The sequence below is a fragment of the Exiguobacterium sp. s83 genome (assembly GCF_018617095.1).
In the GTDB taxonomy this organism is placed as follows: domain Bacteria; phylum Bacillota; class Bacilli; order Exiguobacteriales; family Exiguobacteriaceae; genus Exiguobacterium; species Exiguobacterium profundum.
Window position 1 is genome coordinate 202,470 of record NZ_JACSJP010000002.1, and the last position, 22,021, is coordinate 224,490.

The window sequence follows — 22,021 nt, forward strand, 5'->3', positions numbered from 1 at the left end:
GGTGATAATATATGAAAATCGAAAAAATCGAACTCGGTCCGGTAACGCTTCGAGTCCGTGACATTGAACAGATGACACGATTTTACGTAGACGTGATTGGGATGAGTATTTTAGAAGAGAGCGAAGAGCTCATTACACTCGGTACGAAGGAACGTCCGCTTGTCATCTTGCACAGTGTCCCGCAAGCGAAAACCAATCCACGGGCGGCAGGCTTGTTCCATTTAGCTATTCTGTTCCCGAACCGTGTAGAGTTAGGAAGCATGTTGGCACATCTCATTGAGCGACGCATCGAAGTGGGGCAAGGCGACCATCTCGTGAGTGAAGCCTTCTACTTGAGCGATCCAGAAGGAAACGGGATTGAATTGTATGCCGACCGCCCGAAGGACCAATGGACGTACGAGGCAAACGGCCATGTGAAAATGGCGACCGAGCCTGTCGACTATGAATCGATGCTTCAAGCGGCAGCCAATCGGTCGTTTACTGGTTTACCGATCGGAACGATGATGGGGCACGTGCATTTTAAAGTACGCTCAATCGAGGCGGCGAAACGTTTTTATCATGATCGGCTTGGCTTCTCCATTACGACGGATTCTTATCCAGGCGCACTTTTCCTAGCAGCTGATGGCTACCACCATCACATCGGAACGAACGTGTGGGCCCGTCCGAGCGATCCTGTGGGAATGGAGACCGGAATCGAAGCATGGACGCTTCTCGTCAATGAAGAGACGAACCAGGCGTTAGGCGGAACATCGTTTGAATGGTCGTTGACCGATGAAGACGGGATTACCGTGCATATTAAAAGAACGAACGCTTGAGCGTTCGTTCTTTTTAACGTGCGGATGTTTTCTTCTGACCTGCGTTAAACGAGAGACGAAGTCCGCGTTTTTGATACGCTTGCTCGACTCGTTTTGGGTTGAGGCTGAGCTCGAGATGAGCCAACTTCAAATGTTCAAGTGCCGGCACCGTGACATCGAGTCGAACGAGCTCCATGTTGCGCTCTGCTTTTTTGCGTGTTCGTCTCAAGTTACGGGGCACCTCCTCTGACGTCAGTGCCGCGATCGTTTCATTTACTTGTTGTCGTTTTTCACCTTTGATGCTCAAGGCAGAATACAGCTTATCGAGCGAACCGAATCGTTTGATGAGTTGAACCGATTGGCTTTCGTCGAGCCCGGCAACTGGAGGGATTCCGTCAGAACGGTCTCCTGTCAATGCTTTGACGGCTGACAGTTGCTTCGGTTTCAATCCTTCGTATAACGCTGCAATCTCTTCTGGTCGAATTTCTAAATGACGCTTGAGCGGCAACGGACGATTATCACGAATGTCACAACGAGCCTGCATTTGCTGAAGCTCCTGTGTCTGTAACCAAACGGTGATTCGTGGACTGACAAGCTGTAACAAGTCTTTGTCTTTTGTCATGATGACGACAGGGGCACTGCAACTGAATTTACGGGCGATGTGGGCAATCAAGTCTTCCCCTTCATACCCTTCTACTTGGAATTGTGGGATTCCACTATCCTCAAGCAGTTGGCGCATGAGTTCCATCTGCGCTTTCAATTCAGGCGGTGTTTGACGTCTGCGACGTTTGTAGCCCGGGTACAGTTCTCGACGCCATAATGTTTCACGTGAGACGTCCCAGACGACGACAAAATGAGTCGGACGATGTCTGCGTAGAATCGTCCGGATGAGGCCGGTCATTCCGATGACGGCACTCCGATCGTTTTTAGATACCTCGCGTCCTTTTTTCGTTCGGCTCGCGGCGGCACCATAATAAGCACTGGCCAGCATGGAGTTACCGTCAATCAAAAATAGTTTGCGTTCCATGCGTAACCTTCTTTCTATTTCTTTCTGTTTAAACCGAACATCTCGCCATGTTTCGGTGATGTTGTGTCATTGAGTGGGTGACACTCAAATAAGCAACATATGTGCAGTATATCACGGGAAGAGGCGAAAATATAGCGACAGTTCGGTGCAAACGTGAAAAACCCTTCTCCATATTTTAGAGAAGGGTTTGAAAGATGCATCATTCAGACAGTGGTTCTTCCTCTTGATGAGAGGCGAGAATCAAGTCGACGAAGACGATGCGGTGGTTATCGACTTCACTGACAATCAGTTCATGGTTGCCAGGTAGAAGGAAGCGTTCCCCCGTTCGCGCATTCGCTTTTTGTGATAAAACGAAACCACCGACCGTATCGACGTCATCCTCGATTTCGATGCCGAACCGTTCCTCCAGTTCTTGCGTTAAAACGAGTCCTGAAAGGCGGTAATGTTTCGGAGCGACTTCTGTAATTTCAGCCTGCTCATCTCGATCGAACTCGTCTCGAATCTCGCCGACGATTTCTTCTAAAATGTCTTCAATCGTCAACAGTCCTGCCGTCCCACCATACTCATCGATGACGAGACACATCATCGTCTGCGCGTTTTGCATCTTCACCATCGCTTCTTGAAGTGGTGTGAACTCGGTGACGAGCGGCAATTGATGAATGAACGACTCGAACGGTGCATCATTTTTTGAAAGTTGGGCAGTGAAGAGTTGTTTCGCATTCACGAATCCGAGAACGTCATCGCGATCGCCATCTCGTGTGACGGGATAACGCGTATACTGGTGCTCTTCCACTACGGCGATGATCTCTTCGATCGTATCTTCTTCATCGATTGTCACCATGTTCATTCGTGGTACCATGGCATCTTTGGCGATCCGTTCGTCAAAGGAGAAGATATTTTGAACATATGCCAATTCGTTTTCGTTAATCTCACCACTACGGAAACTTTCCGTCATAATGATTTTCAATTCTTCTTCAGAGTGTGCCGTTTCCTGCGCTGTCGTCTGTACCCCGAATAAACGGAGTGTGATTCGAGCCATACTGTTCAATGCTCGAATAAACGGATAGAAGATTTTTGTGAAGACGTAGAGCGGACGTGCGACGAGCAGCGTCAACTTCTCCGCTTCGTGAACCGCGAGCGTTTTTGGCACGAGTTCACCGATGACGACATGGACGAACGCAATCAATAAGAAGGCGATCAAAAACGACAAGAATGTCACGAGAGAAGGCGATATGTTCAATTGTTCGACCAATGTGTGGATATACGTTTCGATTTGATCGGCACCAATCCACCCAAGACCGAGTGCAGAAAGCGTGATTCCGAACTGTGAGGCAGAAAGGGAGTCGTCGATATTCTCGATGACTTTTTTCGCGCTGACCGCTTTCTTATTTCCTTCGAGCACGAGCTGGTCGAGTCGAGCGCCACGCACTTTCACAATTGAAAATTCGGCTGCCACAAAAAAGGCAGTCAAAAAGATTAAAAGTGCGACGACGAGTAAGCTGAGTAACATGGGACTGTCCAACAATTCCCCCTAAAATCGGGGAGTCACCTCCATTGAGTATAAGATCAAACGTCTTTCAGGCGTTTCCTGAAAACGAATAGTTTGTTTCAGTATAGTTGATTTGTTTCAAATATTCAAAATGCAGCCAATCATGTTTGATGAAGAGGGGAATGCGGGAACTAAACCCGAGAAGATGAAGGAGGAATTGACATGGCAAACTATCCAGAGTTAAAAGGTAAGGTCGCGGTCATCACGGGCAGCTCGAAGGGGCTCGGTCGTGCCATCGGGGAACGTTACGCAAAAGAAGGGATGAGCGTTGTCCTGAATTACCGCAGCAGTGAAAAAGAGATGGAGGAAGTCATCCGTGGCATCGAGGCAGCTGGTGGGAAAGCCGTCGCCGTGAAAGGGGACGTCGCAGAAGAAGGACTCGCGGAGAAGATGATTGAGAAAGCCATCTCTGAGTTTGGAAAGATGGATATTTTCGTGAATAACGCCGGCGTTCAAGTCGAGGCAAAAACGCATGAAATGGAGTTTGATAACTGGAAGCAGATTATCGACGTCAACTTGAACGGGACGTTCCTTGGTGTCCGTGCTGCTTTAAAATACTTCGTGGAGCATGAAATCGAGGGGAACATCATCAATATGTCTTCTGTTCACGAAGTCATCCCACGTCCAGGTTATACACATTACGCAGCCAGCAAGGGTGGCGTGAAAATGTTCACGAAATCCGTCGCACTCGAATATGCACCGAACCATATTCGTGTCAATGCGATCGCACCTGGGGCGATTGATACACCAATCAACGAAGAGACGATGAGCGACCCGGAAGAGAAGAAGGGATTAGAAGCGCTTATCCCATCTCACGTCATCGGGAAGCCGGAACAAATCGCAGCCGTTGCCGCTTGGCTCGCGTCGGATGAGTCGTCCTATGTGACGGGGACAACCATCTTTGCGGACGGTGGGCTTTCGCTCTATCCGTCATTTGGTCCAGAGAACAAAGTCCAATAAACAAGAGGGTGCGATGATGCACCCTCTTTTCGTTTAGCTACTCATTTGATTGGTCATATCCGACTTGGGAAGGCTGACAGTGAAAATGGAGCCTTTGCCGATGTTTGAGGTAGCGTGAATCGTTCCACCGTGACCTTCAGCGATTTCTTTACAAATCGCGAGACCGAGACCGGTCCCTCCAATTTTTCGACTGGCGGAATTGTCGACGCGATAAAACTTGTCAAACAATTTTGGTAGCGCGGTTTGGGGAATCCCGATGCCGTGATCTTCAATTGAAATGTCAATCCAATCCGGTCGTTCACATGTGACACGGACATGGACTTCGCCACCACGAGGCGAATACTTCACGGCGTTGTGCAGGAGGTTCATGAAGAGTTGATTGAGTCGCGTCCGGTCTCCGTATACATAGACGTCTTCCGTGCAATCAAACGTGATGTGATGATGTTGGCTTGAGCCTTGATGCACCGAAATCGCTTGCTCAAGAATAGCGGACAGACGCTCTGGTTCGTTATGGTACGTCTGTTGTCCAGACTCCATCCGTTGTACATCGAGCAAGTTCGAAATCAAGTCTTCAAGACGTAATGTCTCTTGATGAATCATTCCTAAATATTTTTCGGAACGTTCAGATGAAAGTTTTCGGAAACGAAGAAGTTCAGTGAATCCAATGATACTTGTGAGCGGAGTCCGGAGTTCGTGAGAGACGGTCGAAACGAGTTCGGTTTTCAGACGGTCGACTTCGGTCTCGTGCGTCACGTCACGGAAAACGAGCATCGTCCCATGACGTGTCCCTCGCAAGTAAATCTTCTCCGCATACATTTGAATGAAGCGCTCTTCCTGATTCATCGAGAACGTGACGCTCTCTTCTTTACACTGTCCATCGAATGATCGTTCCATGAACGCGAAAAAGGCATCCTTTTGGTCGACCTGCAGTCCGAGCTCCTCAAGGCTAGCGTCTAAACGGTATAAATCGACTTCATTTCGCTGCGTAATCGGTTGATTGAATAAGACGAACAACGCTTGGTTTGCTACTTTCTCACTTGTTGCGTGTTCGACATAGATGACGGCATCGCGAATCGAGTGAAGGAGGCGCGCTGTCTTCTCACGCTCCTCTTCAATCCGATAGCGTTGTGCCGTGAGAGATGTAGCCATTTGCCGGAATGATGTTGTCAATTGCCCGACTTCATTTTTAGATTGGGCGGCCGCCGGTGTCATCGGCTGTCGCTCTCCGGCAAGGCGCTTGCTGTTTTCAATCAACTCTTGCAGTTGACCCGTTAAGCGTCTCACATATGGACGGGCGACGATAAAGAGAATGAAGAGGACACCGAGTAAAGAGAGGAGCCAAAAGGCCTGTGCCCACTTCGTATGGGTCGCAAGCTGAGCACGGAGCGCATCCTCTTCTGCGTTCAGTGAGTTCCGGTATTCCGTGAAGACGCTCTCCATATCGACGATGCTCGCACTCATATCTGCGGCACTTTTTGAATTGATTTTGAATTTACGATCTGCCGGTGGCTCTTGTTGTGGATTCACTTTCCCGAGCGTCGGCATCTTTAAGAAGGGTTCGGTTACACTACCGTCCCGTTTTCGTGCTACATAACGTTCGAGACTCGGCATGACACGTTCCTGATACGCGACAAACAGCGTACGTGCATCGCTCGCGTACGTTTTTTCTTTCTCGGTCACTGCGTTCTGTTCGAACCAAGAGGTCTGTTCGTCAATCAAGACTTGTTTATCTTGCACACGTTCTAACATCGCGTCATCCCCAAGGAGGACATATCCGCGCATTTCATATTGCATCGACTGCCATGTCTCGAACAACTCGGTCGCATTCGTGCGTCGTTCACTGATGTTCTCGAGCGATGACGTCGTCTGTTCGATTTGGTTTTCCGTATACACATATACGGCAAGCGACGTGAGGAGGATCAGTCCGATGAATAAGTAGAAGACGAATAAAAATTGTCTCCCGATCCGTTGGTCAATCCATGACTTCATAAAGACCGTTCCTTCCTAGAATGATGAACATTCCGACTGTGACTAATATCCTACGAGTGTCGTTCTTTCATTGTACAGATTCAACTCTTCAGATGCTAGATATTGAGAAATCAAGGAAATGAACGCTATTGTTTATTGAACAGTAGTGGATAGTATGCTATTGTTCTATGTATAGTAGGGGGTGGGATGATGAATCCTCAATTCAAAAAGGGCGTACTTAACCTGTGTGTGTTAGCACTCGTCGCGGAACAAGACCGCTATGGGTATGAGCTCGTTCAGGCGATTTCGGCCAAAGTGGCCATTTCAGAAGGTGCGGTCTATCCGTTGTTGCGTCGATTGACGACAGAGGGCTATTTCACGACGTATTTAATGGAGTCTGGAGAAGGACCTCCACGGAAGTACTATCAAATTACGGAACAGGGCCGCAAACACTTAGTTGAATTGCGAACGGAATGGAACGTATTCACAAACGGTGTCAATGACTTAATCCGAGGGGGAGACGACAGATGAATGAAGAACAGTACTTGTCAGAGCTCGAACAATTATTGATGAACGTGAAGGTGAAAGATCGGCTTGATATTTTACGAGACGTATCGGAATATTTCACGAGTGGTCGATTAGAAGGAAGAAGTGACGAAGAATTGGCACGTGAGTTAGGGGAACCGAGAATACTCGCATCGGAATTGCTCGCCTCTGTCGATATTGAAGAATCGGTCTCGACGCGACCGCCTGCGGTGGTCAAAAGTTCGAACGTAGCCTTCCAAAGCGTCCTCATTCAAGTTCAAAATGCGCAAGTGTTCGTCACCCCATCACAAGACGGTTATGCGTATGCGACGCTTGAGACGGAGACCGATCATGGGGTCGTGATGGATATCGTCGGGGACACCCTAGAGATACGGATTGAATCCGAACGTCGTTTCGGTCTTTCGGACCTGTTTTCATGGTTCGGGTCAAAGGCACCTGTACTTCGGGTTGAATTGCCTCATCACGCCTATCATCAGATTCAATTGAAAAATCGTCACGGTTCGAGTGATGTACAAGATCTCCAAGCGGAACGCTTCCACGTGGAGAGTGAGAACGGTCGAATCGTCGCACATCACATTCAAGCACGTCATGGTGTCCTGCGCACATCGAACGGAAAAGTGCTCGCATCAAGCTGTCACGGGCACGATTGGGAGCTTCATTCCTCAAACGGTCGTGTCGAAGCGAAACATTCTCAGCTTGAGCGGATCAACATCCATTCCTCGAACGGTCGAATCGATGTCGATCACGTCACGGGAGCGGTCGATGCCAAAACTTCTAATGGACGGATAGACTGTTCCGTACAAGCGATTCAAGCACCGATTCGCTTGAAGACGAACAACGGGAAGATTGACTTACATGTCGATGAACGTCCGGAAGATGTGACGATTCGTGCGAAGTCACGAAACGGGAAAGTTGATGTGTTGGGAGAGCGGTCGAAAGAGTGCGTATTTGGAGACGGATCGATTGAAGTGAAATTAACGAGCTCAAATGGGAGCGTCACCGTATCAGGATGAACATAGCCCCTCCATCGATCGATGGAGGGGCTATACTTATAAATCATGTACCAACACATAGGCGACTCGAACAGGACCATGAACGCCGACGATGAGGTTCATCTCGATGTCGGCCGAGTTCGACGGACCAGAGATGAAATTGACACCGTTCGGGGAATGGAGACCGTCTCGGTCGAGTGTGGCAAGTTGTTGTGCCGTTTGCGTCATACGTGGGACAAGGACAGATTTCGGGATGATTGCGATATGGTCTTGTGGTAACAGACTGATTGTCCGTGATCTACCAGGCTTCGCATATTGGACGATTGTCGCACTTTCCGCAAATGCCGCATCCGCAATCGTGATGCCGATGTCCGCTCGAATGGCAAGCTCTCGACTCGCTTCGGGTTGTGACGAATCCCACCAATCAAACGTCTCACTTGTTGTAGGTGCCCAAGCGGAAATTCGCTCATCGTTTTCTGCGAGAATCCGTGCGCCATGATAGCGTTCAATCAAGAGGCGAAGCGTATCATCAAGCTTCGCAGATTCACATTCCACTAAATCGGTATGGATTCGGGTCGCGACCATGCGGAACGTCTCGAGCAGCTCTTCTTCACTCGCGTCTTTCAACACCTCATCTTGCGGACGATGTGTATATTCCCGTTTTGGCGGCGTGAGCTTGACCTCACGACCGAGTTGCTTGGCGATTCGTTGTAGAAAGTCCTCACGGTTTGTGATTGTACCAGGATTCATCAGGCATTCCCCCGTTTCTTGAACCAATCTCGGACGGTCTGTTTGTTCGGCTGCGGCAAGTCTTTCGAGTCCGTCCAAGCCGGTAGCCCTTTCTCAATCTGACCCGAGGTGGCGAACGGTGATGTCGCAAACGGTGCGACATGTTCCGCTGCTTCGAATAAGAATGGACTCGAAGCGGTGACGGCAAATCCTTTCATCGCAATCCGCTCCACGAAAGGTGATTGCTTTTTCTCCTCTACGATGACGCGTCGATGTTCAATCAACAGCTCATGCAGCGGAATCTTTACAGGACACGCCTCCGTACAGGCGCCACAGAGACTCGACGCATAGGGGAGTTCTTTATAGTTCTCGTATCCGTCAAGAAGCGGAGCCAAGACGGCACCAATCGGACCTGGATAGATTGACCCGTACGCGTGACCACCGATATGGCGATAGACGGGACAGACGTTGATACAGGCCGCGCAGCGGATGCATTGCAACACCGATTGGAACTGTGTCCCGAGAATACCAGAACGCTTGTTGTCGACGATGACAAGATGGAACTCTTCTGGTCCATCGACTTCACCGACCGCGCGCGTCCCGGCGAACGTCGTGATGTATGACGTGAGTCGCTGACCGACCGCGCTTCGACAAAGCATGTTGACGAGCACCTCGAACTCTTCATAAGACGGGACGACGCGTTCCATGCCCATGACAGAGATGACCGTATCAGGGAGCGACGTCACCATGCGTCCGTTCCCTTCGTTGGTCACAAGCCCGACGGCTCCACTCTCTGCGATGGCGAAATTACAGCCGGTGATGCCGACTTCTGCCTTCAAAAAGTCTTTTCGTAGTTCTTGTCGTGCATAGCGTCCAAGTTCAGTCGGATCGTTCGACCCGCTGTAGCCGTGGGCAGTGAACGTCTCATGCACAGCGTCGCGGTCTTTATGCAGGGCCGGGGCGACGATGTGAGACGGTGGATCTTCGTCGAGTTGTAAAATCCATTCACCGAGATCGGATTCGACGACAGTACATCCTTCTTCCTGAAGTGCCTCGTTCAAGCCGATTTCTTCCGTGACCATCGATTTCGATTTCACGACATGTTTGGCTTGTTTCGACCGGACGACTTCTCGGATGTAGCGGTTCGCTTCTTCCGGTGTCTCCGCGAAAAAGACGCTTCCACCACGTTTTGAGACATTCTCGCTCAATTGATATAAGTAATAGTCCAGATGTTCCAGCACATGTTGACGAATTTCTTCCGAATGGTCGCGAAACGCTTCCCAGTCCCCGAGTTCACCTGCAGCATTCAACCGGCCATCCCGTAGACGGTTTTGAGCCGAACTGACGGCCTGCCGCATGAACGCATCTTCGATTCCATCTTTTCGTCGATCTTGAAACTTCTCATCCAATCGAATCCCCATGCTCATGCTTGCTTCACTCCTTCGTTCAACACTTCGGCAATATGCATCACTTTAATCGGATGTCCCTGTTTATGAAGACGTCCGCCGATGTTCATCAGACATGACGCATCCGCTCCGATCAACACCTCTGCGCCTGACTGTAAGATGGAATCGACTTTTTCATCTACCATCTGCACCGACACATCTGGCATCTTGACGGAGAAGGTCCCACCGAACCCGCAACAGTTATGTACGTTCGCGAGGGGGACCATCGTCAGTCCATCGACGTTTCCGAGCAACTTTCCGGGAGCTGCTTCGATTCCGAGGAGGCGGGTCATGTGACAAGACGCATGATAGGTCGCTTTGGCGGGAAACTTGGCACCGACATCAGTGACTTCGAGCACATCGACGATGAACTGTGTCAGTTCGAACGTTTTGGCGGCGTGCGCTTCAGCGCGAGGACCCCACACAGGATCATCTTGGAACAAATGCGGGTAGTCGCGCATCATCATGACACACGACCCCGATGGTCCGACGATATATTCTGCATCTGCTTGTTCAAATGTTTCAATCATGTGCTTGGCAACCTTTTTCGTCTCCTCATGATAGCCGCTGTTGTAGGCAGGCTGCCCACAGCATGTCTGCTCAAAGGGGAACGTCACCTCGCACCCTAAATGTTCGAGTAGTTCGACTGTCGCTTGTCCGACGGATGGAAACAACGTATCAGATAAACAAGTGACGAATAAAGCTACATTCGGCATAGCCATTCCTTCTTTCTTCTGATGATAACGATTTCAACGTCATTATTTCATAAAGCGTAGGAAAGTGACAGAAAAATGGGGAGAAAAACTGATTTATTTGTAAAATCCTGTCTAATTGATAACGTATCTCACTGAACCGATATTCATCTCGTTTCTGATATAAAACAGGTAGTAAGTACGTATAACAGAAAAAAATCCTCGACACATGACGAGGATCTTCTGTCTAACTTATAGGAAGAACATTTCCAAGATGAAGAGTGCGCCGAACAAATAGATGAGCGGGTGAACCGTCTCTTTGTTCATTGCTTTGAAGATCGGGTACAAGATGAACCCGAAGGCGATTCCGCGTTCGATGCTTCCTGACAAAGGCATGATCAAAATCGTCATGAACGCGGGGAAGTATTCGCTGAAGTCGCTCCAGTCGATGTACCGGACGTTCGTCAACATGAGTGCCCCGACGATGATGAGTGCAGGAGCCGTAATCGCCGCAACGCCAGAGATGGCGCCGATAAGTGGGCTGAAGAAGAGTGTCAATCCGAACAATCCGGCGACGACGGCCGTCGTGAGCCCTGTACGTCCACCTTGCGCGACACCGGCAGCAGACTCGATGTATGCCGTAGACGGGCTCGTTCCGACGAGTGATCCACCCATTGTGGCAAGTGAATCGGCAAAGAGTGCACGGTGACCATTCTCAATTGTTCCATCTTCTTTTAAGAGACCTGCCTGTTTTCCGACACCGACAAGCGTACCTGTCGTATCAAAAAGCGTGACGAGGAAGAACGAGAGGACAGCACCGAACAAACCGTATTGAATGACATCACTAAATGCCGTCACGGGGTTGACCATGAGCCCTTCCGGAAGTGTTGGCATCGCCGTGACACCATCGATTTTTAAGATATCCATGAAGTATGCTGCAATCCCCGTGAGTACCATCCCGATGAGTAAAGAACCGGGTACGTTTCGTGAAAAGAGGAGTGCCGAGACGATCAAACCACCGAGTACAAGTAGTACTTCTGGAGAAGACACGTCACCGAGACGCACCAAGTTCGCTTCATCAGCAACGATCAAACCTGATAGTTTTAATCCGAGTGAAGCGATGAAAAGACCGATTCCGGTCGTGATGGCATGCTTCAACGAAGTCGGAATCGCTTGAATCAACTTCGTCCGAATTGGAGAGAGCGACAAAATCAAGAAGAAGACGGACGAGACGAAGACGACACCGAGCGCGGCGGACGGGGCAATCTGTTCTTGAGCGACAAGCGTGTAAGCGAAGAATGCATTGAGCCCCATCCCGGGTGCTACAGCGATCGGTAAGTTCGCATAAAACGCCATCAAGCCTGTTCCGATGAGGATGGCAATAATTGTCGCCGTGAATGCTTGTGCGAACGGAATCCCTGCGTCAGATAGAATCGCTGGGTTGACGACAGAGATGTACGCCATCGTCACGAACGTTGTGATCCCAGCAGTCACTTCCTGTTTAACATTCGTACCATGTTGTTTTAATTGAAAGATATTCATCGATAAAACTCCTTATTTCAGTCTATTTCCGAACATTAATTGAGGAAAATTCTTAAATTAACGTTTTCAACTTGATGACTATACAAAAATGTTTGATTCCCGTCAATTGTTTTGAGTAAAAAACATGAAAAATGAAATTTGAAGACAAATAATGTTCGGAAATAAACTTTATTAAAAAAGATGCTTGCTCTGAAACGCGTTTCAGAAGATACGGTATAGACAAAGGGAGGGGAACCGATATGAAACCGACAACGTGGAAAACATGGTGCTGTGGAATCGTATACGAGCTCGTCATCAATCAGTTGTACACACCGTTTGGGAAAATGTTGTGTACTCGTTTCCGTGAAGAGTTTCTTCATCTGCCGTTAGAGGAGCGCTTCCGTCTCGTTCAAGCGATTCGTTGTCAAGTCGTCGAAAGAGGTGACAGTCAGCAAGCAGAGTGGGTACACTATATGCAAAGGCTTACAAGTTGAGGTGAGATGAATGGCAAACATTCGAGATATCGCGAAGCACGCTGACGTTTCGGTGACGACGGTCTCACGCGTCCTGAACGAGCATCCGTACGTATCGAAAGAAAAACGAACCCGTGTACATGCGGCAATGAAGGAGCTCGGGTATTTGCGAAATCAACAAGCGTTGACGTTGTCGACAGGGAAGACGCAACGAATCGTCGTCATCCTACCTTATATGAATCATCCTTATTACGGTTTCTTCGTTAATGGGCTCGCCAAGGCGGCGCTCGAGCACGATTATCGCCTCGTCATGTGGCAGACGGAGTATAAAATGAGCGAGGAACGACAAGCGCTCGATTTATTGAAGCACCGTGAAGTCGATGGGGCGATCGTCTTGTCTCATGAGATGTCCTTTAAGGAAATGGAGACATATCGCGTGTACGGACCGATTGCTGTGGCGACCGTCGGTGCACCGGAGACAATTTCGTCGATCCATGTCGATCATTACGCGTCGTTCGTATCAGGTATTCGTGTGTTACAGCAATACGGATACGAAGAGATTGGAATCATCTTGTCAAGAAGCCATAGTCCGAGTTCCCTTGCGCGTCAGCAAGCCTATTTCGATGAAGTAGCGCATGCGCGTGAGCAATGGATTTGGACGGGCTATTTGACGAGTGAGGACGGTATTCGGCTAGCTGAAACGTTCCTCTCTCAAAAAGAGCGTCCTCGAGCGCTCTTTTTCTCGTCCGATTATGTCGCCCTCGGATTTTTAGGAGAGATGCAACGGCGAGACATCAAGATTCCTCAGGAAGTCGCCATGCTCGGGTTTGACGGACATCCGATCGGTCATGCATTCGGACTGTCGACGATGCTCTCACCGAATGAAGAAATCGGGCGACGTTTATTTGAAACGACGCTCGCTGAAATGAATGGTGCGCAACCGGAGACGCATGGCATGACGGTGAGCTATCAAGTTGGCACAACACTTTAGGCAACTTCCTCGCTCGACTCTTTTGAAACGTTTAGAATGAAAGGAGTAGTCGAGAGGAGGAGATGTTATGAAGATTCAAGTAACAGAAGAAGCGCTCCAATGGTTTAAAGAAGAAATGGAAGTCGAAGCAGGCCAAACGGTTCGTTTGTTTGCAAAGTATGGGGGTTCGACAGACTTGACGCACGGTTTTTCTGTCGGGGTCATCACAGAAGACGTGAACAATGCGGCTGTTGAGACCGAAGAAGACGGCATTCGTTTTGTCGTGGCGGAACAAGATGAGTGGTTGTTCCAAGGACAAGACGTGAAAGTCGAACTTCGCGGAGAAGAAATCGTCTTCGTGCAGGCCTGACGTTTCAGTTTGTTTACGTTTAGTGAAATGTCGTTTGACGAAATCTGGCTTGGGGAACAGATTATGACAAGTCGGATTTTCGAAAGGATGACACGATATGTCAGACAAAGAAAAGCGTGAACAAGAAGAAAAAGAAAAGTTGAAGCGAGATCAGCCGGACATCTCCCATGAAGAAGATTCAAAAGGAGATCATTCCGACCTCGAAGAGACAGATGAAGATGAACAAGCATAAGAGCCGACACGGCTCTTTTTGTTTGGGAATTGAAAGAAATGCCGTGGACGTTATAATGGATAGGGGAAAACTATTTAGTGAGGAGAATGAGACATGAGTACAGTACTAGTCTTTGGACATAAAAATCCAGATACCGACACAATCACGTCAGCGCTCGCCTATGCCGAGTTGAAAAAGAAATTAGGGATGGACGCAGAAGCGGTCCGTCTCGGTGAAGTGAACGGCGAAACACAATATGCGCTCGATCACTTCCGTGTGAAAGCACCACGCTTGATTGAAAGCGTGAAAGGTGAGGCGGAAGAAGTTATCTTGGTTGACCATAACGAGTTCCAACAAAGTGCGGACGGGATTGAAGACGTGCGAATCCTTGAGGTCATCGACCACCACCGTATCGCAAACTTCCAAACGGCAGACCCGCTCTACTATCGTGCGGAGCCAGTCGGATGTACGGCGACAATCTTGTTGAAGTTGTATAAAGAGCATGGTGTCGAAATCGCAGCGGATATGGCCGGCTTAATGCTTTCCGCCATCATCTCAGACTCGCTTCTCTTCAAATCGCCGACATGCACAGGTGAAGATATCAAAGCAGCGAAAGAACTTGCGGAGATTGCTGGCGTCGATGCAGAAACATACGGTCTTGAGATGCTCAAAGCCGGTGCGGACCTTAGCCAAAAAACGATTGAAGAACTCATCTCACTCGATGCGAAAGAATTCGCGATGGGCGACTATCGTGTCGAAATCGCACAAGTGAACACGGTCGATGCGAACGATGTCTTGAACCGTAAAGCGGAAGTCGAGGCGGCGATTGCCAAAACGGTTGCGGCGAAAAACTTAGACTTGTTCGTATTCGCCATCACGAACATTTTGACGAACGATTCGGAAGCCATCGTTGTCGGACCAAAACCCGAACTCTTCGAACAAGCGTTCAACGTGACCCTTCAAAACGGATTGGCGACACTTCCTGGCGTCGTCTCACGTAAGAAGCAAATCGTGCCATTCTTAACGGAAGCGGCAACAAAATAAAAACTCGAAGCCGTGGCCTCGAGCGGAACTGCAGACGTTCATTCGTCTGCAGTTTTTGTTTAAAAAAGACCGGACAATGAAGTCCGATCTTAGGATGATTTTGTTTGTCGTCCGTATGTTCCGAGACGCCATAGCTTCTCAAACGGTCCGTAGCGGTGAGTCTTTAGCCACCACATCGAGAAGAACGACTGCGCAATCAAAATGGCGATGCTGAGGAATAGACCTTCGGTTAAGGAAAGCGCCCCGTACGCCCCGAGTGCGATCACTGGCAAGACAATGATCAACGTATGTGTCAGATAGTTCGTGAGTGCCATTCGTCCGAGTGCTTGAAGCGGGGCGAACGTCCGACCTTTTCGAACGGCGATGGTGAACAGGCAGATGTACGTTGTAGCGAGCAGTTTTCCGGAAATCCATACGGCTGCTGAGTTCGTGGACATATAAGAGGCGCCATCACCGTAATGATGCCAGATGATGATTCCCCAGAATGGTATGGCTGCTATTGCGCAGATAGCAGCAGTCCGGGTCAATCCTTGGATACTCCAAGTCAGAAGCTTTCGTTCCCGTCCGATGAAGAGACCGAGTAAGAACAGACCGAGAATCTCGATTCCGACAAAAAGTGAATTTTGAATCATAGTAAAAATCTCGTTGTCGAATCGATAGTCTAGCCAAGGACCGAAGCCTGAATTAAAGACCCTCGGGAACGACTCTCCTAAATACATGTATCCAAAAGCCCACTCTACATAGATAGGGGCAACATTGAATAGTAAGAAACTTCCAATCAATAAACTCCACGCCCATGTCAATATCGCGCGGTTACTCAACCCATAAAAGAGAGGAAGCAATAAGCCCCACATCGCATACGTATGTAAGATGTCACCTGACCAAATCGCCAAATGCGCGAGACCGAATAAGAAAAGAATCGCAATACGGCGTATGTAACGACTGACCGATTCGCCACGAGCGTAAGAACGCTCGAGGAAAATCGAAAAGCCGATCCCGAATAAGAGGGAGAAAATCGTATAAAACTTCGTCTGCACGAACAAGTCAAAGAGCGTGCGGACGAACAAGTCGTTCCCGTAATAGTCGGGACGACCAAACATCCAGTCGCTCCCGAGCATGCTCGGGATATTGACGAGGAAAATGCCGCAGAGGGCAAACCCTCGGATAATGTCATACAAAATAATCCGTTCATTCGTTTGAATTGGGCCAGCCATACGACACGTCCTTTACTGAATTAGAATACTTTCGTCGTCCACGATTCACAGTTCCAGACGTCTGTGACGATATCCTCATAGAATTCTGGTTCGTGACTGATGAGGAGGACGCTTCCTTTGTACTCTTTCAACGCACGCTTCAACTCTTCCTTCGCGTCGACGTCCAAGTGGTTCGTCGGCTCATCGAGTAAGAGTAAGTTCGTTTCGTTGTTTAAGAGTTTGCAAAGACGTACTTTCGCCTTTTCTCCACCACTGAGGACAGAGATTTTACTTTCAATGTGCTTCGTCATGAGACCGCATTTCGCGAGCATCGCGCGTACTTGCTGTTGGTTGAGTGATGGGAATTCGCTCCAAATCTCTTCGATACACGTGTTGTTGCTTGATGCGGCTTCCTGTTCGAAGTAACCCATCTCAAGAAACTCACCGCGTTCGACTGTCCCTTCAAGCGGGTTGATCAAGCCGAGTAAGCTCTTCAAGAGCGTCGTCTTCCCGATTCCGTTCGCTCCGACGAGGGCAATCTTTTGACCGCGCTCCATCTGAAGGTCGAGCGGACGTGAGAGTGGCTCATCGTATCCGATGACGAGACCTTTCGCATCAAAGATGAGGCGCCCCGATGTACGTGCCTGCAAGAAGCGGAATTCTGGTTTCGGACGTTCCGCACTCAATTCGATGACATCCATCTTATCGAGTTTCTTCTGACGTGACATCGCCATGTTTCGTGTCGACACACGCGCTTTGTTTCGGGCAACGAAGTCTTTCAAATCCGCGATTTCGGCTTGCTGACGCTTATAGGCGGCTTCAAGTTGCGAACGCTTCATCTCGTACACTTCCATGAACTTGTCATAGTCCCCAACATAGCGGTTCAACTCTTGGTTTTCCATATGGTAGACCAAGTTGATGACACTATTTAAGAACGGGATATCGTGGGAGATCAAGATGAAGGCATTGTCATAGTTTTGAAGATAGCGTTTCAACCACTCGATATGCACTTCATCCAAATAGTTGGTCGGCTCATCGAGGAGCAAGATATCTGGCTTCTCTAAAAGTAATTTTGCGAGCAATACTTTCGTACGCTGTCCACCTGACAAGTCCGTGACGTCACGGTCGAGACCAACGTCTAAAATACCGAGACCGCGTGCGACTTCTTCTACTTTCGCATCGATGATGTAAAAATCGTTCGAGTCGAGCGTTTCTTGAAGCTCACCAACCTCCGCGAGCATGTCTTCCATCTGTTCCGGTGTCGCGTCGCCCATCTCCATGTAGAGTTCGCCGATGCGCGTCTCCATGTCGATCAGGTATTGGAAAGCACCTTTCAAGACGTCACGAATCGTCATCCCGCGCTCAAGCACCGCGTGTTGATCGAGGTAACCGACACGGACGTTTTTCGCCCATTCAATTTTCCCTTCATCCGGTTGCAGTTTGCGTGTGATGATGTTCATGAACGTCGATTTTCCTTCACCGTTCGCTCCAACGAGACCGATATGCTCTCCTTTTAAGAGGCGGAAAGAGACATCGTTCAAAATAGCGCGGTCACCAAAGCCGTGGCTCAAGTTTTGTACCGTTAATATACTCATAATTCGTTTTCGTTCCTTTCAAAGTAAACTACCCGATATTGTAGCATGAATTGGATCAAATTAGTACGCCAGTCCGACTGACTCCCGTACGTGTTCCTGTTCTTCAATCGCATGAAGCATGAACTGGGCGACGTCTGCCCGTGAGATGTGTTTCCCGTTCTCTGGCACTTCATCGATGGCCGTTCGATACGTCGAGGTGCGGGGGCCGTCCGTCAATTGCATCGGTCGTACAATCGTATAATCGAATGACGAATTTCGCCACAAGTCCACGGCTGCCCGATGATCACGGAGCGGCTTCCGGAGCATGAACGTAATGGCTTTCCCGGCAAGTCCCGGTATCTCATTGTCGATCCCGGCTGAAGCCAAATAGACGACGCGTGAGATGCCATTCGTCTTCATCGCTGGGACGAGCTTGTCCGTGACACTCGCTAAAAAGTCCGGATCGCTCAAATCCGTTCCGAGACAGCTGATGACCGCATCATGACCGTGCATCGCTTCTGTTAACGCATCGATGTCATATAAGTCGCCTTCGATGATTTCAAGTTGTGGGGTCCGAATCAACTTTTTCTGTTCACGTACGAACGCGGTGACGTCATGACCGTGCTCGATGGCTTGGTCGATGAATTGATGTCCGGTCCGACCGGTTGCGCCTAATACGAATAACTTCATAAGGGCAAGGCTCCTCTCTCATATCCAATACATACAGTATACAGCAGTTTCAGAAAAATCGAACATTTCGCCGTTTGATTGCAACCTATTGCATTTCTCGTCAGCTCGTCTACAATAAAGTTTATCTTAAATAAATAGATTCGCACTCGTATATCAGCGGAAATATGGTCCGCAAGTCTCTACCGAACTACCGTAAATGGTTCGACTACGGGTGGCGCTTGTCGTATGCTATCGTTGATTTCCATGCGGTTCGTTGCCTCCCGATGAGGGGTGACGAATCGCATTTTTTATTGGAGGGAAAACAATGAAGCAGTTAAAAGACAAAATCCGTGAAGAAGGTCGGGCCCTTTCCGACCAAGTGTTGAAAGTCGATGCCTTCTTGAATCATCAGGTCGACCCGGTACTTATGCAAGCCATCGGCAAAGAGTTCGCAGAACGTTTCAAAGACGCTCAAATCGACCGAATCGTCACACTCGAATCGAGTGGGATTGCCCCAGCAATGATGGCGGCGCTTGAGATGGGCGTCCCGTTTGTATTCGCGCGTAAGCGGAAATCGCTGACGCTCCAAGACGACCTCGTCGAAGCGGATGTTTATTCGTTCACGAAACAGGAGACGAATCGGATTAGCTTGAGCAGACGCTTCGTCTTACCAGGCGAACGTGTTCTCGTCATCGATGACTTCCTCGCGAATGGGGAAGCGGCACTCGGACTGACACAACTCGTCGAAGCGGCAGGTGCAGAAATCGCAGGTGTTGGCATCGTCATCGAAAAATCGTTCCAACCAGGGCGCGATAAATTGATTGAGCGTGGTTATCGCGTCGAATCGCTAGCGCGCGTCGCGAAATTAGAGAAAGACCATATCTCGTTCGTGGAGGTCGTTCGATGAATACATTCAAGACAGCAAGTCTCGGATTTCAGCATCTGCTCGCCATGTACACGGGAGCGGCAATCGTTCCACTCATCGTCGGGGGTGCCATCGGGCTTGGTCCAACCGAACTCGCCTATCTTGTCGCAATTGATTTATTCATGTGTGGGGTGGCGACGTTATTACAAGTATGGACGACACGCTTTACGGGTGTCGGATTGCCGGTCGTCCTCGGATGTACGTTCACGGCGGTCGGTCCGATGATCGCGATTGGAAGCGCAAATGGAATTACGGCCATTTATGGCGCGTTGATTGCCAGTGGAATCATTGTTATCCTCATTTCCGGATTTGTCGGGAAGCTCGCACGTTTCTTCCCGCCGGTCGTTCTCGGTTCGGTCGTGACGATCATTGGTCTCTCACTGATTCCGGTCGCCATCAATGACATCGGTGGCGGGATGCCAGGTGAGCCTGGATTCGCATCGATGCAGAATCTAGGATTAGGTGGCTTTACGATTTTACTCATTCTCGTCTTGAACCGTGTCGGGACCGTCTTCACACGCGCCGCTGCTGTCCTCTTTGCCGTCCTCATCGGAACAGGGGTTGCTGCTTCGCTCGGTCTCGTCGATTTCAGTCCTGTCCGGGAATCGGGTTGGTTCCAAATGGTTCAACCGTTCTACTTTGGGATGCCGACATTTGATGTGTCCGCGATCCTCGTCATGACGCTCGTCGCCATTATCTCGATGATTGAATCGACAGGTGTATTCTTGGCGCTCAGCGATATCACGAAAAAGCCGATTGGTGCGAACGAATTGACGAAAGGGTATCGTGCGGAAGGTGTCGCAACGATTCTCGGAGGGATTTTCAACAGCTTCCCGTACACGACGTTCAGTCAAAATGTCGGACTTGTTCAATTGTCAGGTGTAAAATCGCGCCGTGTCATCTTCTGGACAGGTGGATTGCTCATCTTGCTCGGCTTCCTTCCGAAAGTCGCTACGTTCACGACATTGATTCCAAAACCTGTGCTTGGGGGAGCGATGCTCGTCATGTTCGGAACGGTCGCTGCTTCCGGCATTCGAATTCTGAGCCAGGTCGATTTTTCGAAAAACGAGAACTTGATCACCATTGCCCTCTCAATCGGTGTTGGGCTCGGTATTACCGCCAATCCAGCCATCGTCGCAAACATGCCGGAGTGGCTGCAGTTGTTCACGGATAGTGCTATCGTGGCAGGTTCATTCACGGCGCTCGCATTGAACGGATTTTTCAGTATGATGGACCGATTCCGTCCCGGGACAATCATTGCCGAGGAACGGCAAGTCAGCTAGACTGAAGGAAATAGTAGTCTAGGAGGAGTCACGAATGGGGAAAACTGCACTTGTCGTAGGCGCGACCGGTTTGATTGGCCGCGAATTGGTTGAACAGTTGTTAGAGAGTGACCGTTATGATGCTGTCTGGATCGTTGTCCGTCGCTCGAAGCGTTGGAGACATCCGAAGTTACATGAGATCGTCGGTTTCGAGGAGATGGATTCATCCCTTCCACAGATCGACGACGTGTACTGTGCGCTCGGCACAACGATTGCGGTAGCTGGCTCGCAAGAAGCGTTCAAACAAGTTGATTTAGAATTACCACTTGAAGTCGCCCGTGTCGCCAAGGCACACGGTGCGACGCGCTATGCGGTCGTATCGGCACAAGGCGCATCGTTGCGTTCGACTTTCTTTTACAACCGTGTGAAAGGGGAGCTTGAGAACGCGTTACGTATTTTCAACTTCCATCACTTGATTATCGCCCGTCCTTCTCTGTTACTCGGAGAGCGTGATTCATTCCGCTTCGGGGAGAAGGCGGCCGAGGTCATCAGTCGACCGTTCCAGTCAATCTTGCTTGAGAAGACACCGGAAGTCGCACCGATTCAGGCGCTTCATGTCGCGCGTGCCTTGATTATGGCGTCTGAAGAAGGCGAAGGAATCGAAGTGTTGACGTCAGGGATGATGCAGAGGATGAGCCGATGAATCCATTGACAAAAAAACGAACCAAAGCAGTCATGATTGACAGTGTCATTGCAGGTCTTGTCAGCGTGGGCGTAGAACAGCTCGTGCGAAAGAAAGTAAAGAGCGAGTTCGTGCATGCGGTCATCACACCGACACTACTGACATATGCCATGGAAGCCTGGCAAATGAGTCGGGGTGGACAAACAATCGGTTATAAACTGATGGGACTTGAATTGACAAACGATGACGAAACGCCTGTCACGGCAAAACAAGCGCTACAACGCGCCCTGCATCGTGATACTTCGTCAGTCGTTCGTTATTGGAAAGACCGTGCGCATTTCGAACAAGAAGAAGGCGCTGTTTTACCGCACGATGCCCGTTACCATATGCATGTACGTGAAAAGAACTGACCAATATGGCCAGTT

The 22,021-nt window shown here is 49.4% G+C and carries 23 protein-coding genes and 1 riboswitch; of the genes, 13 read left to right on the forward strand and 10 right to left on the reverse strand.

The window, feature by feature from the left end:
• The first annotated feature begins 11 nt into the window (after window positions 1–11).
• Window positions 12–815, forward strand: coding sequence for a VOC family protein (locus KNO73_RS10425; protein ID WP_078146091.1), 804 nt, complete (start codon window positions 12–14; stop codon window positions 813–815).
• A 13-nt stretch (window positions 816–828) separates the two neighbouring features.
• Here KNO73_RS10425 and KNO73_RS10430 read toward each other — a convergent pair whose 3' ends face one another.
• Window positions 829–1,821, reverse strand: a complete 993-nt coding sequence (locus tag KNO73_RS10430) for a 5'-3' exonuclease (protein WP_031424353.1) — start codon at window positions 1,819–1,821, stop codon at window positions 829–831.
• A 199-nt stretch (window positions 1,822–2,020) separates the two neighbouring features.
• Window positions 2,021–3,343, reverse strand: coding sequence for a hemolysin family protein (locus KNO73_RS10435; protein WP_240499772.1), 1,323 nt, complete (start codon window positions 3,341–3,343; stop codon window positions 2,021–2,023).
• A gap of 189 nt (window positions 3,344–3,532) precedes the next feature.
• Between KNO73_RS10435 and KNO73_RS10440 the strand changes: the two genes are divergently transcribed.
• Window positions 3,533–4,330, forward strand: coding sequence for a glucose 1-dehydrogenase (locus KNO73_RS10440; RefSeq protein ID WP_015880438.1), 798 nt, complete (start codon window positions 3,533–3,535; stop codon window positions 4,328–4,330).
• Between the two features lie 33 nt (window positions 4,331–4,363).
• On the opposite strand, the gene KNO73_RS10445 is transcribed toward KNO73_RS10440, so the two are convergent.
• On the reverse strand, window positions 4,364–6,319 hold the full coding sequence (locus KNO73_RS10445; protein WP_215112464.1) for a HAMP domain-containing sensor histidine kinase: 1,956 nt from the start codon (window positions 6,317–6,319) through the stop codon (window positions 4,364–4,366).
• 189 nt (window positions 6,320–6,508) lie between these two features.
• Between KNO73_RS10445 and KNO73_RS10450 the strand changes: the two genes are divergently transcribed.
• Both KNO73_RS10450 and KNO73_RS10455 read left to right on the forward strand, forming a co-directional pair.
• Window positions 6,509–6,829 carry a PadR family transcriptional regulator gene (locus tag KNO73_RS10450; RefSeq protein ID WP_031424354.1) on the forward strand — a complete coding sequence of 107 codons (321 nt, stop codon included), beginning with the start codon at window positions 6,509–6,511 and terminating at the stop codon, window positions 6,827–6,829.
• Complete coding sequence (locus KNO73_RS10455; protein WP_078146094.1) at window positions 6,826–7,857, forward strand: DUF4097 family beta strand repeat-containing protein; 1,032 nt, start codon at window positions 6,826–6,828, stop codon at window positions 7,855–7,857. Before KNO73_RS10450 ends, KNO73_RS10455 begins: the two co-directional genes overlap by 4 nt.
• Window positions 7,858–7,893: 36 nt before the next feature.
• Here the strand turns inward: KNO73_RS10455 and KNO73_RS10460 are convergent, their stop codons facing one another.
• From KNO73_RS10460 to KNO73_RS10475, 4 genes are all read right to left on the reverse strand, one after another.
• Window positions 7,894–8,586: a LutC/YkgG family protein gene (locus KNO73_RS10460; protein ID WP_078146095.1), complete on the reverse strand. Its 693-nt coding sequence runs from the start codon at window positions 8,584–8,586 to the stop codon at window positions 7,894–7,896.
• A complete protein-coding gene (locus KNO73_RS10465) occupies window positions 8,586–9,986 on the reverse strand; it encodes a LutB/LldF family L-lactate oxidation iron-sulfur protein (protein ID WP_275060634.1) in 1,401 nt (466 codons plus the stop codon). Before KNO73_RS10465 ends, KNO73_RS10460 begins: the two co-directional genes overlap by 1 nt.
• A gap of 2 nt (window positions 9,987–9,988) precedes the next feature.
• A complete protein-coding gene (locus KNO73_RS10470) occupies window positions 9,989–10,726 on the reverse strand; it encodes a (Fe-S)-binding protein (RefSeq protein WP_074034994.1) in 738 nt (245 codons plus the stop codon).
• Between the two features lie 228 nt (window positions 10,727–10,954).
• The gene (locus KNO73_RS10475; protein ID WP_031424359.1) at window positions 10,955–12,238 is read right to left on the reverse strand and encodes an NCS2 family permease; all 1,284 of its coding nucleotides are present in this window, start codon (window positions 12,236–12,238) and stop codon (window positions 10,955–10,957) included.
• A gap of 245 nt (window positions 12,239–12,483) precedes the next feature.
• On the opposite strand from KNO73_RS10475, the gene KNO73_RS10480 reads away from it, so the two are divergent.
• The 5 genes from KNO73_RS10480 to KNO73_RS10495 all read left to right on the forward strand — a co-directional run bounded on the left by KNO73_RS10480 (window position 12,484) and on the right by KNO73_RS10495 (window position 15,291).
• Window positions 12,484–12,717, forward strand: coding sequence for a hypothetical protein (locus KNO73_RS10480; protein ID WP_078146096.1), 234 nt, complete (start codon window positions 12,484–12,486; stop codon window positions 12,715–12,717).
• Between the two features lie 10 nt (window positions 12,718–12,727).
• A complete protein-coding gene (locus tag KNO73_RS10485; RefSeq protein WP_078146097.1) occupies window positions 12,728–13,687 on the forward strand; it encodes a LacI family DNA-binding transcriptional regulator in 960 nt (319 codons plus the stop codon).
• 67 nt (window positions 13,688–13,754) lie between these two features.
• A complete protein-coding gene (locus KNO73_RS10490; RefSeq protein WP_074034990.1) occupies window positions 13,755–14,036 on the forward strand; it encodes a HesB/YadR/YfhF family protein in 282 nt (93 codons plus the stop codon).
• A gap of 97 nt (window positions 14,037–14,133) precedes the next feature.
• Window positions 14,134–14,268: a hypothetical protein gene (locus KNO73_RS15100; protein ID WP_015880450.1), complete on the forward strand. Its 135-nt coding sequence runs from the start codon at window positions 14,134–14,136 to the stop codon at window positions 14,266–14,268.
• A 93-nt stretch (window positions 14,269–14,361) separates the two neighbouring features.
• Complete coding sequence (locus tag KNO73_RS10495) at window positions 14,362–15,291, forward strand: manganese-dependent inorganic pyrophosphatase (protein WP_214685091.1); 930 nt, start codon at window positions 14,362–14,364, stop codon at window positions 15,289–15,291.
• Between the two features lie 89 nt (window positions 15,292–15,380).
• Here KNO73_RS10495 and KNO73_RS10500 read toward each other — a convergent pair whose 3' ends face one another.
• The 3 genes from KNO73_RS10500 to KNO73_RS10510 are packed head-to-tail and all read right to left on the reverse strand — an operon-like array spanning window position 15,381 to window position 18,748.
• Complete coding sequence (locus tag KNO73_RS10500) at window positions 15,381–16,505, reverse strand: DUF418 domain-containing protein (RefSeq protein WP_214685093.1); 1,125 nt, start codon at window positions 16,503–16,505, stop codon at window positions 15,381–15,383.
• A 20-nt stretch (window positions 16,506–16,525) separates the two neighbouring features.
• On the reverse strand, window positions 16,526–18,079 hold the full coding sequence (locus tag KNO73_RS10505) for an ABC-F family ATP-binding cassette domain-containing protein (RefSeq protein WP_015880457.1): 1,554 nt from the start codon (window positions 18,077–18,079) through the stop codon (window positions 16,526–16,528).
• Window positions 18,080–18,139: 60 nt separating this feature from the next.
• Window positions 18,140–18,748: an NAD(P)-dependent oxidoreductase gene (locus tag KNO73_RS10510; RefSeq protein WP_015880458.1), complete on the reverse strand. Its 609-nt coding sequence runs from the start codon at window positions 18,746–18,748 to the stop codon at window positions 18,140–18,142.
• A gap of 126 nt (window positions 18,749–18,874) precedes the next feature.
• Window positions 18,875–18,976, forward strand: a riboswitch (purine riboswitch).
• A gap of 76 nt (window positions 18,977–19,052) precedes the next feature.
• Here KNO73_RS10510 and KNO73_RS10515 point away from each other — a divergent pair.
• From KNO73_RS10515 to KNO73_RS10530, 4 genes are read left to right on the forward strand one after another with little or no spacing between them, the layout of a single operon-like run.
• Window positions 19,053–19,634: a xanthine phosphoribosyltransferase gene (locus KNO73_RS10515; protein WP_215112465.1), complete on the forward strand. Its 582-nt coding sequence runs from the start codon at window positions 19,053–19,055 to the stop codon at window positions 19,632–19,634.
• Window positions 19,631–20,935, forward strand: a complete 1,305-nt coding sequence (locus KNO73_RS10520; RefSeq protein WP_215112466.1) for a nucleobase:cation symporter-2 family protein — start codon at window positions 19,631–19,633, stop codon at window positions 20,933–20,935. The genes KNO73_RS10515 and KNO73_RS10520 overlap by 4 nt, the downstream gene beginning before the upstream one ends.
• 34 nt (window positions 20,936–20,969) lie before the next feature.
• Window positions 20,970–21,617: an NAD(P)H-binding protein gene (locus KNO73_RS10525; protein ID WP_215112467.1), complete on the forward strand. Its 648-nt coding sequence runs from the start codon at window positions 20,970–20,972 to the stop codon at window positions 21,615–21,617.
• On the forward strand, window positions 21,614–22,006 hold the full coding sequence (locus KNO73_RS10530) for an RDD family protein (RefSeq protein ID WP_214685099.1): 393 nt from the start codon (window positions 21,614–21,616) through the stop codon (window positions 22,004–22,006). The genes KNO73_RS10525 and KNO73_RS10530 overlap by 4 nt, the downstream gene beginning before the upstream one ends.
• The last annotated feature ends 15 nt before the right edge of the window (window positions 22,007–22,021 follow it).